Here is a 12,570-nt window from a genome sequence, read left to right as displayed (position 1 = left end):
ACTCCTCTACTTGATCAGTTCCAGATCTGTATGAGCTACTTCTATACCATTGGCAATCAGTACAATACGATGTATACCCGGATAATGGACCCTGGTGGTCAAATCTTTCCAATTATGGACTCGTTCTTTCGTGATACTCTCTCCTCCTGTAAATATCCGATCCGAGAGGAGAAATTTCTTTCGGGAAATCCCGCGCTTCTTTACGAAGTCTATTGCATACTCTATACGCAGCTTTGCCTGCTTCTTTACGTTAAAAGAATACGACATGGTTACCGAGTCTCCAATGGTAACGCTATGACGATCCGTGGCTATCATGGCGTCAGTTAGAGTTTCAGTTGCTTCCTCATACCCAAATAAATCCATTACCTCTGGTTCCCCGCACCGCAGCAGTGTACGACAGCCATGCCGAATGATCCAGTTTGTCTCTGGCGAAAAACCGTTCCAGCGCTTCGCCGTTAAAATAACTTGTTGGGGATTATCCTTGGCAATATCGTTTAAATTATTGGCAACACTTTTTCGTACATACAGAGAAGAATCTGCTTTCAATAATTCCAGCACCTCAAAAATCGGACTTGGATCTTCTTTGAACTGCCGAATTGCCTGTCCCCATGGGAGCCTCGGGCGACAGCCTTCACTTGCAAGACGGCGCACATGATGATTTTCTGATTGTGCCCATTCCACCATTCTTTTCATAATCCGCTCCGGAGACCTGATTAAAAATGGCCTGATTGCGAATTCCGCAGTCGAACGCTTCGTGAATTGTTCCAACGCCTGAAGCGATATTTCCTCCTGTTCCGGCTCCAGCCCAAAGACCTCGACAAAGTCCGGGAAAAATAAATAAGGAAACCCTTCGCACTGGTCCTGGATAGCAAGCAGAATACCTAAAGCCTCCGGATAGCTCTCCGGAAGAAAGGAGCCGAGCACCAAACTGATTCGGCGTATCCGGCCTTTCAATTCAAGTCCTTCCCAATCAGCGTCCATCACCTTATCGATGAATTTAAGGTCATCGAAATCATTATGGGCTTGTTTCACCTTTGAAGCGAAACCTTCCAGGAAATCTTTCGTATACATTGCTTTCAAGGGTTCTGCCACCACTACCGCCTCCAAGAAGTTATATCTATATTCTACAGGAAAAAAGCGGTAAACTACAAATAGCCCCTTGTCAGAGGATGCGTTTCAAAAATTGGATGAAGAAAAGGATAGCAAAGTAACTGAGCACTAATCCCGCCCCAATGGAAACCCATTTCACGAAAGTCTCGTTGACGACTCTTCTTGTGCCTGCGACGATACTCATCAAACCGATATCATGCACTTGGATGCCTGCCAGAATACCGAGTCCAGCGACAATGAAGGAAAGCTCGTTTCCTTCTGAAAAACTGCTTGATAAAAAGGTACCGAAAACACTTATCCAAAACACGATATTACTAGGTGAAATTGCTACAAGCAATCCGTTTTTGTAAGATGATAGCAGCTTTTTTGTCGTTTTTTCTCCGTTGATCATAATCTGCTTGTCCGCATTTTTGATACTGTCGTAGGCAATATACAATAAGAAGATAGCACCAAGCAGCCACATGCCAGTCTGGATAGTAGGTGCTGCCAGGATTGGAGCAAGACCAAGAAAAAGAGCGACCATCAACAGAAAATCGATCGTCATTCCGCCAACTCCTACCATCCATCCATGTACGAAACCATTCTTTAAGCCTTGTTTGGTCATTTCAATTGTGACTGTACCAACCGGGAGAGCGATTGAGAGTCCTAAAAGCACGTTTGTCAGAAACAAAGATAACAAGAGTATCACCGCCTATCACAATATATTAAATATACATAATTTTGACTAATCATACAACGAGAGGAGTATACAGTTTGTCCAAACAACAAATTTATCTGCGTCCTATATCCGTTTCCGATGCACCGACCTTATTCCAATTCTGGTCCGATCCGGATGTAACTGCTTTTATGAATATCACCCCAATGCATTCTGTAGAGCAAGCAAAAGAGATGATTTTATACATCACACAACTTGAACATGCTGATCGCTACACAATACTGCTAGAAGATGACACGATCGTTGGTACTTGCGGGTTCAATTACATTGATGCCGTGAATCAACGTGGAGAAATTGGCTATGAGATAGGAAAGGATTTCTGGAGAAAAGGTTATATGACCCAAGCATTGCAAGCTTTAATCGAGGAAGGCTTCCAAACGTTAAATTTGAACAGAATAGAAGCAAAGGTAGAGCCAGGCAATGCACCTTCACGTCGTCTGCTCGAAAAGGTTGGATTTCATGAAGAAGGTACCTTACGTCATTTTGAAAAATTGAATGGTGTTTTTTTAGATATGGTCATGTACAGCCTGCTTCGCTCTGACTATCCATCTATATGAAACTTTTAGATAGATTATTCGTAAAGAATCAGAGAGAATGCATGAGGTGATAGCAGTGGCAACAGAGCATCGTAAAGGTAAAAGAAACAGAGTATCAAAGATTTCCGTAACTCTTATTCTATCTATACTAGTAGGGTTTACGTTCGCATTCGTAGCTGCCCTCTACTATTTCGGATTTCTCGGTGCTTTAAGTATACTTGGTGCTGCTTATGAATCTCCCAAGCATTTGGCCGTATTTGTAGGTGTATATCTTCTTCTAAGTGTTTTTGGTGAGTTATTTGCAAAAGCTTTTTATTATATTCTCACTAAGAAGCATAAGATAGAGACACTTTATGATTTTATGGTTGCTTTTTCTTTGAACTTTGTAGTGAATTGGCTTGCCATCTCCATTGTGAACGGCTTATACGAACCTATACATTTAGCATGGCATATAGAGATTATTGTCGCAGCTTTCATTGCCCTAACAGAGGTAACCTTTGATTATGAAAAGAAAAAGAAGAAAAGAAACCGCGGTAAATAACCGCGGTTTCTTTTCGCATTGCTTAGTAACCGTAGCCGCCTCCAACGTAAGAAGCACCGATGATGATCAACAAGATGAAAAGAACTACTAGAAGCGCGAAACCGCTACCGTATCCTTTACCGCCGCCGTAACTTTCAGACATAATATCCCTCCTTTTTGACTCAAGTCATTCTATGTAGGTAACTACAGATGCGTACCGAATAACATAAAAAGAAAGCACTACAAACAGTAAAAATCATTTTTGTTCCTTCATTTACTCGTACTGTTTAATTATTTTGATGAAGGGTCACATATTAAAAATAAATGCATAATGTTTCACAGTACCTTCACTATAAATGAAGAGCAAGAAAGCAAGTTACAGTAAAAAAGCAGCACAAAAAAAGAAGCAGGGATTATTACAACCCTGCTTCTTTTAGCCATTTATGCGGCACATTTCCAACTTTTATCGTGGCCTTTGCCTTTCCCTTTTCCTTTATCCGCACCCTTGTGTTTTCCGTTGTCCGTTTTACATGGAACCGGTTCTTCTGCTTGAGCTGACTTGACGATATTATCCGTTGCAACAGGTTTTAGCTGATACGTATCATTGAAGATAGATGAGATACCTGTAATATCAACTTTTTCCCCTTCTTGAAATTGTGAAGTGAAGGCATCATGATTCAACCCAATTCGATTGTCGACACGCACACGAGTAACATTTCCATCAGCTGTTTGTGCATTGAACTCAAACGTGCCATATGTGCCGACCGCTTCGATATTCTGGATAGTCACTTCACTAAGCTTAACAAGCTGTCCTTGGTTCGTGTCATCAATTGAAGAAACAGATTTAGGTGCCGGGACATCTGCTTGTCCAGTAATTTCAGACTTGATGATATCTGTTACTTCCACTTCTCCATTAAAAGTAGTTTTTACAGCACTGATTTGGACAAGATCTCCAGTTTTGAAACTGTCACTGTCCTGAAAAACATAAATACCGGCAGTGTCGTCTTGTACATAGAAACCTTTACCGCCAAAGCTGCCTGGGGCGGATGTTACAATGCCCTCAATAGTAACAACTTCTCCATCCTGTACGTTGCGCGCTTCCTGAATAGCTACCAGCTGCGGAAGCTCTACTTCGTCTTCCGGTAAAGGCTCTGTTTCAACGTTTCCGACCTGTACAGTCTTCGTCAGTAGATTGCTGCCATCCTTGCGAAGTCGCAGGCTTGCTGTGCCATCTGCAGTAGAAGGATTCAATTGTGCAGGAATATCTGCTACCCCTCTACCTGTTGCATCTGCTGTGACAGAGAAGCTGCTGCTATATCCATAGCTGCTCGGCCAAGATCCAGTTGTATTGAATTTCCCGATCTGCTGTCCGCCTGGTAAGTAGCTTCCCAGCTGCAAACCTGTCAGTGTCTCACCTGGCTGTAAATCCTCAACTACAACTCGTACAGTAAACTCCTGCTGCGTTGGCAATGTAGCAGGTGTCACGACTTCATACTTCGGATTTGATGCTACTTCATCAGAACCGTAAGAACCAGCTGCAAATGTACTCGGATCATACCAACGGTATCCAGCTGGTGGATTTGACCATGGTTCTGCTTCCGTTTCAGTAGTCAGTTCAGGATTTTCATTGATTGTAGCTGTTTCCAGCAAAGGCGTCACTTCACTCAAAGAAATTGATGTTTCCTCAAAGCTGGAATAGTCTTCTTTTTCACTCAGCCATTCCATGACATTCAACAGATACTGCCCGTTATTACCTTCTCCAGTGAAGCCATCATACGTACGCTTCGTACGCCCACTGTCTTCACGAAGATACTTAGGCGTAGCATCTTCTACTGGTGAGGAATCACCGATGAATGCCGCTTTACCTTCCTCCACTTTAGATATTGCGGCAAAAGCGCCTTCATCAATTCCGCCGCCAGCATACACCCCTTGGTCGACAGCATTCGGCCAAGCCGGGATATTTTCCGGGAAATAAATTAAGCCTTTGGATTTCGTCGGGTCGAGAATTGTCAATGTAGCACCTGCGTGAGATTCAACGACTTCAATACCTTCTGTAATTCCGAAAGAATCAGATGGTTCCACCACAGTCTGTCCAGATTCAATATCACCTACAGCATTGAAACGGAAGCGAATACCGAAATTATCACCTAGCCAATCAGAGCTTTCTACACCTTGCATTCGATCAGAATTTGATTCATCAGCCGACATACCTTTGGTTGGGTCTTCAAAAGCGCCCCGGCGATAACCGTTGAAGATTTCACCAGAATCCCAGCGGTTAAAGTTGCGATCCGCATTGTAATGGTCACCGATGAAGAAAATACTGCCGCCCTCCTGCGTGTAGCGCAGCATCGCATCCTGCTCCGATGTCTTGAATGGGATGTTCGGTTCCGGAATGACGAAAACATCGTACGCACTCAGATCCTCATACGTGAAAGCAGATGTTTTCCGTAATTCCTTCACGTAATAACCTTCGTCAGCTAATCCATTACCAAAATCAGAAAAGGCACCATCAATAACCCAGTCTGCAGCACCTGCAGTTTGTCCATGTGTATTATCAAATAAGACCTTTTTCCCGTTCGCCTCTCCCTTTGGCTGTATTTCCGGTGCAGGGTCAGCTGCAGTTTCAGCCTGGCTTTGTACGGCATAACCGAAAATTGTAAAAGGAATAAGCAAAACAGCTAATACGAAAAACTTCCAATCCATCGCTCTTTTCACGAGCAGATTCCTCCCTTATATTTTAATAGATAAAGCATAGCAAATACTCGTCTGTATTTGTATCCGTTTACAGAAATACTACAAAGATAAGAGAATATTTACGAAGCTGTAATCCTATTATGTAAAAGGGCGATGCATCGCCACTACACAACCTTCCTACGAAAAAAACCTGCATGCTTAGCATGCAGGTTTTTTTTCAGTCTATTACTGCTTGAGCAGTCGTACCTTCTGTTAGGGTGAAATCCTTACTGGAGACATCCGTGTAATGCACTTCTATATAAGCAGAATCCTCTTCTTGTCCGGTCGCTTCTTGATATTCGGCAAAATCGCTGTATTCCTGCTGTTTCCAAACCCAGCTGTTTTCCCGGCTCTCTTCTTTATCGTATACATTTCGTGTCATAGTATTGTTGCTGTTTGTTTTGAAATAATTAGATATGAAAAGTCCTGTTTTGCTGGAAGTGAACACATTATGTGATATATCATTTCCGCTAATATCATGTTGCAGAAGCAGTTGACCGCCATCAAGATCTTTTGTGTCATTTCGGAAGAGCACGTTATAAGTGATAGACGAATTTTTAGTGCCGCCTCGCTCCTCGTCATAACCGCCGATTGAAATGCCTGTATAGTTGTTCTCATACACGTTGTTTTCAGTGATTTCGATGTTGTCTGCGTACTGGCCTTTATGCTCAGACGTTGCTTCAATACCTAAATCATTCCGAAAAACTGTATTTGCTTTGATTTTGATATCTTTAGCACCATCGACATAGATGCCGCCTGCAGAATAATCTTCTCCATATGCTGGATTACCATAAGAAGAGTTATCATGTACCACATTGCCTTGTACTGTTCCGTTCCGTACATAATCTGCATCAGGGTCTTCCGATGTACCCTCATAACCAATCAGATCGATTCCGATATTGTTATTATGACGAACAGTATTGCCCGTTACGGCAAATCCATCAATATTACCGTTCAGCACTACCGCTTCACTAAGACCAAGCGTCAATTCTTCTACAATATTATCCATAACTCGAATCTGTTCCATCTTGCCGGTTCCATATACTGCAATGCCATGAGCATTACCTTCATCCGAGCTGTTCCCTATATGGTGGATATGATTTTGAATGATATTAATATTAGAGCTGTTGCCCGTTATGAAAATACCCATCACAGCAAAGTCTGGAGAATCTGCATTCAAATCCTGCATGGTTAGTCCTTGAATTGTAATGTATTGCTTACTTTCTACATTCACAAGTGCTGTATCTTCTTCCATTACTTTGTCTTTGCCGCTGATAACCACTTTTTCATCCTCAAAATTACGAATGATAACTGGTGCCTCTTTCGCTCCGCTATGAGCTACTTCAAATCCATCCGTATAAGTTCCGCTACGAATATAAACGGTCGTACCAGCAGTGGCCTGATCCACTGCTGCCTGTATCGTACGAAGAGGTTTTTCTTTCGTCCCTTCATTCTCATCGTCCCCATCGGTGGCGACAAATAACTGTTTCGGAGCGGTTACTGCTTCCACTTCCTTCTTGTTGTTCGACGCAATCGAATAGATACCCACGCCAATCAAGCAGAGTACGATTGCGGCCAGGATCGTTATTCTCATTAGCTAACTCTTTTCTATACAAAATTTGCCGTTCTTGGCTACTGCTAGTATGATACCGTTCATCAGGCATTTTGTATAGGAGCTCTGCTTAATCTACACGAAATCTTTATTCTCACAAAAATCGCTCTTTTAAATCGGGTGATGGCAGCATGCATTGATCTTGTCTGCCGAACCAACGATAACGATTTCTAGCAACATATCGATAGATTATATCCCGAATTGGTCGTGGAATGATAAGAGCTGCAGCAGCCAGTTTCCATGCGCCGTCTAGATGACGTGCAATACGCAAAATTGCACTGGATTGCAAATATACCTTCCCATTTTCCACGAGTATGATGCTGTCTACGTGATCCGGAATTTGCTTAGCTTCTTTCAACTGTCCGCCAAAGTCACTTTGGAGGGAAGCGAATTTGAAATAAGCACCCTTGTCATGTTTGATGATAAATTGGACACTGCTATTGCATAGATTACATACACCATCAAATAGAATGATTGCCTTGTTGTCCATTCTATCCCTCCTTTTGTTATTCGTTCACTCTATTGTGCAACACCATCTCATTTTCCTTTGTCAGATAAGTTGTCTTGTATACTTCCTGCCGATCCAAATTCTTTTCTATCAAAGTCACATAATATGTTTCCTTTTCCCCCTGAACGTTTTCAATAACCGTTTCTCTCGTCAAACGTTCTCCAAATAACTCCCATTCTACTACCTTCTTTGTTTTCTCTGGGAATCCGCCATTTTCCTCTTGACCATGCTGTTGTGTAACGAATGCAACGGCCTCTCTGGCAGAATAACCTGGATCGACGTCACCCGTTTCATTAATCGGTGGCGGTACCGACTGTACTTGACCAATAATAAAGATTGTCAGATATGCTATAAAGGGTATATACAGTACAAGCCATCCTATACGCCCCTTCTTTGTTATATACCCCAGACCCAGTTCTATCAAAGCGAACAGGATCGCCAAAAACGCACCCAATCCAGCAGTAAACAGGATGGCAGCCGCACTTTGCGAAGAAAGACTCAATACTGCAAAAGGCATCCCTCCTAAACCATGGAGTGCGATATAAAGTCCTATCTGCCCTGTATTGACTGGTTTTACTTTTCTGCTGATCAGCCAGGAGATGAAGATGCCATAGATAAAAATAAATGGACTCATATAGATTGCGAAGATGAGTGCTCCAGAAATGCTTATCTGCTGACCCTCTTGCAGGAAGCCGCTTAATCCAATACAAAGGGAAAAAATACTAATGAGCAAAAAACCCGCACCAAATTTAATCCCAATGCTCATTTAGTTATCCTCCAAACCAAAATACTGAACGATCCGCTCTGCTGTTTTGGAAGCTAAGAGGTCATCGGTCTGAATCCGCAAATAATTTGTCTCTTTTATTTCTCCCTCTTTCGATTGAAGACGGCTAGTTTCCATTGTGCGGAGAAGGTCTGCCTCAGAAAAAGAAATATTCCGTTTTGTCGGCTTATGCTCTAAACGGTTCTCGGTTACATTACGTTTCAATCGGGTATCAACACCAGCTTGCAGCTCGACGAAATAGACTGGTATATCCTGCTCTTTAAAGATTGCACACATTCTATCAACGGTTTCCCAATCTTCATTACTTGAAAAATCCCATACGAATGTAAATATGAAACCCGGGAGATTTGTTTTAGCAACAGATCGGTATATTTCTTCTCTAAAAAGTGTGGATAGGCGCCACATTTCATCACTAAAGCCAAAGAAAGGTACTAATAAATCAATTGTCATATGATTGTGCAATAAACGGTAACCCAGTTGATTTTCCAGCTCTTGTCCGACTGTCATTTTCCCGACAGCCTGCGGTCCGAACAATAAAATGACATTCATAGTATTCCTCCTTCTTTTGCCCTAATTGTAACAATAATAAAATAGGATATGTAAATTATTGTATAAAAACAAAGAACACATAAAAAACCGCAGAGCACGCAGCCCTGCGGTTTCCCTTAAGAGAATAGTTGAATAAATTTATGAGCAGCATCGAGTAGTTGGTTGCAAGCTGTAGGGATGACAGTGAAGAGTGCGAGCAGAAGAGCCAGATTATCTTTTGGCTGTTTGGGATTGGGTGGGCATTCCTTCATGGCAAACATTCCTCCCTTCCATACTCATCGGGCAGGTCTGTTGCTGGGAAGTAAATGGAGCCATTAGTACGATAAAATTAGTATCCCTCTAACAGTTTCTTTTATGCACGTTGTTGACAAATCGTCAACAACGGCGTACCTTGGAATGGTATGGGGGGTAGTACGAAAAATGGAAAGACAACGCAAAACAAAACGTAAGCGCAAGCGACGAATAGGCAGGTATATCATACTTATCCTTCTTGTCCTCGTAATTGGAGTTGCTTCCTTCCTCCTTCTTACCGCAAGGGATGTAAAACAGACAGTTGACGGTATCCAGAAGGAAACAACTGCAATTGATGAGGGTGTGACATCTGAGAAAATAAAGAACAAAGAGAGAATCAATGTTCTTTTGCTTGGTATCGATGAAAGGGAATTTGATTCTGGGCGTTCAGATGCTTTGTTGCTAATGTCATTGAATCCAGCAACTGAATCTATGGACTTGGTAAGTATTCCACGTGATACTCGAACGGAAATTATTGGACACAATACAGTTGATAAAATCAATCATGCCTATGCTTTTGGCGGTGTTGACATGTCCTTAGAAACAGTAGAGAATCTGCTGGACGTTGATATCGATTATTTTGTAGAGATTAATATGCAAGGTCTAGCCGATCTTGTCGATGCTGTAGGCGGTGTGACAGTAGAAAACGACCTAGATTGGTATGATGAAGGCTTTTACAAAAAAGACTATCATTATAAAAAAGGCCAAATCAATTTGGATGGCCAGCAAGCTTTGGGCTATGCAAGGATGCGTCACTTAGACCCTGACGGGGATTTTGGAAGGAACGCCAGACAGCGTCAAGTAATTGAAGCCGTAATCAATAAAGGCGCCAACATCAAATCTGTCGGCAAAATTGATGACTTACTAGCAGTATTGGGCAAAAACGTGCAGACAAATATCAACCTTGCTTCCATGCGTCATCTGCTAACAGATTACCGTAATGTTCGTAATTCTGTTCAAGAGCACGAAATGAGAGGTGAAGGCACGAAAATCAATGGAATTTACTACTTGATAGTGCCAGAGGATGAGATAACTGCTATACATGATATTATAAGCAAATAAAGAAGAAGATCCATCTGGATCTTCTTCTTTTTTACGCAATATTTTTTTTCCTTTGGAGCAGGAGTACTAATGATAGCAACGCCACACCTATCCAAATAGTATGCAGCCCGATGATTCTTTCACTTAAACTACCTGCAGCTGCGCCTAATAGGTAAAGAAGAATAGCACCGCCCCTAAGGTATGTATCCAGCGAAAGCTTTTGAGCATTCTTTTGCATCGCTCCCATTAGCCCTTCTACGAAGGCTGCAAGTGTACTTGTTAGTACTGTTGAGGAAAGACCAGCAATCTTGAGATTCCTTCCAGCTATAGTTTGCATTCCCATAGCTGTACTTAAAATTAAGAGGATAATTGATGGTATGGCTCCATTGACCGGCATGAGCAGAATTATTATCGCAGAAAGTAAGATTAGAATAAATTCCCAAGTTAAAATACTTCTTGATGTACCACTCTTCCTTTGTATAAATACAGTAGCAACGATACCTATGACAAAACCCACTAACGCTAAAGCAGCATTACTCAAAACAACCTGCCTTGCATCACCGATACCAATACCTAGCAACACAATGTTTCCTGTCATGTTGGCAGTAAACACATGCGATAATCCAATATAACCCAATACATCAATCACTCCAGATACAGCACATAAGAGCAAGATGGTAATGTGGTCACGCTTTATTTGCATTTTTTGTTTCCTTCTCTCTTTCTTTCTTATTCCTTTCTACCGCATCTATTGACAAACTGTCAACATCCTTGTACGGTTAGAAAATAAAATCTTAAAAGAGGAGATGTCTTCATTATGGACATTAACAAAGATAATTCCAATATAGAGAATCTTCTACGCTCCTTAATCAAGGAAAAAAATCTATCCATCCGAGAATTGAGCAGACGCACTGCAATTGATACTGCTATCATATCCAAGATACTGAATGGTAAACGCAAAGTGACCGTTAACCACCTTAAAAAATTCAGTGAGATACTTGAAGTTTCACATGAGGATTTAATGCGCACAGCCGGTTTTCTTGACCAAACTGAAACGTTACAAACAGAGCATCATTTGGAAGCTCTATGCAAACAGGCTGATCCTTCCTTCACAACAGAAAGAATGTTAAATCAATTGGCTGCTTATGAGGAGATTTCACTTACTGATGGTGGGAAACAAATAATTGAAAATAAATTCAATGAAAAAATCACATCCGTCGGAAGCGCTGGCAAATTGGTAAGTGACCTGAAGCACATGTTTTATAAATTTCAATCCGGTATCGGAACAAAACGAGAATTAATACTTTTTGGTGCAGCTTTACTTTATTTTATCAATCCTATAGATGTGCTGCCTGATTATATATTTCCATTCGGATATCTAGATGATACGTTGGTTGTCCATACCGCAATGATGAATAGTAATAAATAGCAAAAGGAGATACTTACGTGGAAGCATGGATGAATGAATTGATGGCTGCCTATGGTTATCCTGCCATAGCCCTCTTGATGATGATTGAGATTGTGATTCCTCCGCTGCCTTCGGAAGTCACTCTGTTGTTCGGAGGATTTCTTGCAGCTACTACTAGTTTAAATCCAATCTTTGTAATACTGGCAGCTACATTAGGCGCGATGGTTGGCACTTCAATTTTGTACTGGATTGGAACGTTGTTTGATTTAGACAAGCTTTCGAATTGGATAGAAAAGCGACGCAAATGGCTGCGGCTCAATCCAGCTCATCTGCATAAAGCTGTAGCATGGTTCGAGAAGTATGATATGTGGGCTGTATTCCTCTGCCGTTTCATTCCCCTCGTGAGGAGCTTGATCTCTATTCCTGCTGGTATGGCCAAAATGCATTTTGGTATATTCCTTTTCTTCTCTGCTATCGGGACTTTGATCTGGAATTCGATAGTCGTTATGTTAGGGGTATGGGTCGGGGCTTCATGGACTAGGATGGAAGCATATCTCGATTACTACAAGTATGGCATGTTAGTATTAATTGTTGCTGTGGCCGGCGGAATAGTCATCTGGAAATTAGGCAGAAAAAGAAAAAAAGAACTTGAAGGGCTGAAGTGACAACAGCATATTTCAATTAAAGCTATTAACCGGAGAAGCATCTCCGGTTAAATACAACTTCTCATAAAATATTAATTGTGTTAACCATGAACTTTGGA

The 12,570-nt window shown here is 41.6% G+C and carries 13 protein-coding genes and 1 pseudogene; 5 read left to right on the top strand and 9 right to left on the bottom strand.

From position 1 onward, the window contains the following. Window positions 1-6: 6 nt before the first annotated feature. Both CHH58_RS17030 and CHH58_RS17025 read right to left on the bottom strand, forming a co-directional pair. On the bottom strand, window positions 7-1,092 hold the full coding sequence (locus CHH58_RS17030; protein WP_095230592.1) for a DNA alkylation repair protein: 1,086 nt from the start codon (window positions 1,090-1,092) through the stop codon (window positions 7-9). 70 nt (window positions 1,093-1,162) lie between these two features. After that, window positions 1,163-1,789: a LysE family translocator gene (locus CHH58_RS17025; protein ID WP_095230591.1), complete on the bottom strand. Its 627-nt coding sequence runs from the start codon at window positions 1,787-1,789 to the stop codon at window positions 1,163-1,165. 74 nt (window positions 1,790-1,863) lie between these two features. Here CHH58_RS17025 and CHH58_RS17020 point away from each other — a divergent pair, with 74 nt between their 5' ends. Both CHH58_RS17020 and CHH58_RS17015 read left to right on the top strand, forming a co-directional pair. Further along, window positions 1,864-2,382 (top strand): GNAT family N-acetyltransferase, encoded by a 519-nt coding sequence (locus CHH58_RS17020; RefSeq protein WP_095233631.1) that lies wholly within the window; start codon window positions 1,864-1,866, stop codon window positions 2,380-2,382. Window positions 2,383-2,437: 55 nt separating this feature from the next. Continuing rightward, entirely contained in the window at window positions 2,438-2,902 is a 465-nt protein-coding gene (locus CHH58_RS17015; RefSeq protein WP_170937678.1) for a YrvL family regulatory protein, read from the top strand. Between the two features lie 22 nt (window positions 2,903-2,924). Here the strand turns inward: CHH58_RS17015 and CHH58_RS17010 are convergent, their stop codons facing one another. The 6 genes and pseudogenes from CHH58_RS17010 to CHH58_RS16985 form a co-directional block, all read right to left on the bottom strand. After that, window positions 2,925-3,044: a YjcZ family sporulation protein gene (locus tag CHH58_RS17010; protein WP_084160736.1), complete on the bottom strand. Its 120-nt coding sequence runs from the start codon at window positions 3,042-3,044 to the stop codon at window positions 2,925-2,927. Window positions 3,045-3,463: 419 nt separating this feature from the next. After that, window positions 3,464-5,584, bottom strand: a pseudogene (locus tag CHH58_RS17005) (endonuclease); the annotation flags it as partial. Window positions 5,585-5,792: 208 nt separating this feature from the next. Continuing rightward, entirely contained in the window at window positions 5,793-7,208 is a 1,416-nt protein-coding gene (locus CHH58_RS17000) for a DUF1565 domain-containing protein (protein ID WP_095234233.1), read from the bottom strand. 112 nt (window positions 7,209-7,320) lie between these two features. Next, on the bottom strand, window positions 7,321-7,716 hold the full coding sequence (locus CHH58_RS16995; RefSeq protein ID WP_095262892.1) for a thiol-disulfide oxidoreductase DCC family protein: 396 nt from the start codon (window positions 7,714-7,716) through the stop codon (window positions 7,321-7,323). Window positions 7,717-7,732: 16 nt separating this feature from the next. Further along, window positions 7,733-8,500, bottom strand: a complete 768-nt coding sequence (locus CHH58_RS16990) for a hypothetical protein (RefSeq protein WP_095230585.1) — start codon at window positions 8,498-8,500, stop codon at window positions 7,733-7,735. Continuing rightward, a complete protein-coding gene (locus tag CHH58_RS16985; protein WP_095234235.1) occupies window positions 8,501-9,067 on the bottom strand; it encodes an AAA family ATPase in 567 nt (188 codons plus the stop codon). Window positions 9,068-9,487: 420 nt separating this feature from the next. On the opposite strand from CHH58_RS16985, the gene CHH58_RS16980 reads away from it, so the two are divergent. Then, a complete protein-coding gene (locus CHH58_RS16980) occupies window positions 9,488-10,420 on the top strand; it encodes an LCP family protein (protein WP_095233624.1) in 933 nt (310 codons plus the stop codon). A gap of 31 nt (window positions 10,421-10,451) precedes the next feature. Here the strand turns inward: CHH58_RS16980 and CHH58_RS16975 are convergent, their stop codons facing one another. Further along, window positions 10,452-11,102, bottom strand: coding sequence for a YoaK family protein (locus CHH58_RS16975; RefSeq protein ID WP_095234236.1), 651 nt, complete (start codon window positions 11,100-11,102; stop codon window positions 10,452-10,454). A 114-nt stretch (window positions 11,103-11,216) separates the two neighbouring features. Between CHH58_RS16975 and CHH58_RS16970 the strand changes: the two genes are divergently transcribed. Together CHH58_RS16970 and CHH58_RS16965 are read left to right on the top strand one after the other, a co-directional pair. Further along, the gene (locus CHH58_RS16970; RefSeq protein WP_095230581.1) at window positions 11,217-11,828 is read left to right on the top strand and encodes a DUF1232 domain-containing protein; all 612 of its coding nucleotides are present in this window, start codon (window positions 11,217-11,219) and stop codon (window positions 11,826-11,828) included. Between the two features lie 17 nt (window positions 11,829-11,845). Then, window positions 11,846-12,472 (top strand): DedA family protein, encoded by a 627-nt coding sequence (locus tag CHH58_RS16965; RefSeq protein ID WP_095233623.1) that lies wholly within the window; start codon window positions 11,846-11,848, stop codon window positions 12,470-12,472. Window positions 12,473-12,570: the final 98 nt, after the last annotated feature.

The sequence above is a fragment of the Terribacillus saccharophilus genome, assembly GCF_002272745.1.
Lineage (GTDB): Bacteria > Bacillota > Bacilli > Bacillales > Amphibacillaceae > Terribacillus > Terribacillus saccharophilus_B.
This window is presented reverse-complemented; position numbering and strand designations above follow the sequence as displayed.

Bases quoted from the DNA above. Each gene is read 5' to 3' on its own strand.
- CHH58_RS17010 (WP_084160736.1), bottom strand. From the start codon at position 3,044: ATGTCTGAAAGTTACGGCGGCGGTAAAGGATACGGTAGCGGTTTCGCG.
- CHH58_RS17000 (WP_095234233.1), bottom strand. From the start codon at position 7,208: ATGAGAATAACGATCCTGGCCGCAATCGTACTCTGCTTGATTGGCGTG.
- CHH58_RS16995 (WP_095262892.1), bottom strand. From the start codon at position 7,716: ATGGACAACAAGGCAATCATTCTATTTGATGGTGTATGTAATCTATGC.
- CHH58_RS16990 (WP_095230585.1), bottom strand. From the start codon at position 8,500: ATGAGCATTGGGATTAAATTTGGTGCGGGTTTTTTGCTCATTAGTATT.
- CHH58_RS16985 (WP_095234235.1), bottom strand. From the start codon at position 9,067: ATGAATGTCATTTTATTGTTCGGACCGCAGGCTGTCGGGAAAATGACA.
- CHH58_RS16980 (WP_095233624.1), top strand. From the start codon at position 9,488: ATGGAAAGACAACGCAAAACAAAACGTAAGCGCAAGCGACGAATAGGC.
- CHH58_RS16975 (WP_095234236.1), bottom strand. From the start codon at position 11,102: ATGCAAATAAAGCGTGACCACATTACCATCTTGCTCTTATGTGCTGTA.
- CHH58_RS16970 (WP_095230581.1), top strand. From the start codon at position 11,217: ATGGACATTAACAAAGATAATTCCAATATAGAGAATCTTCTACGCTCC.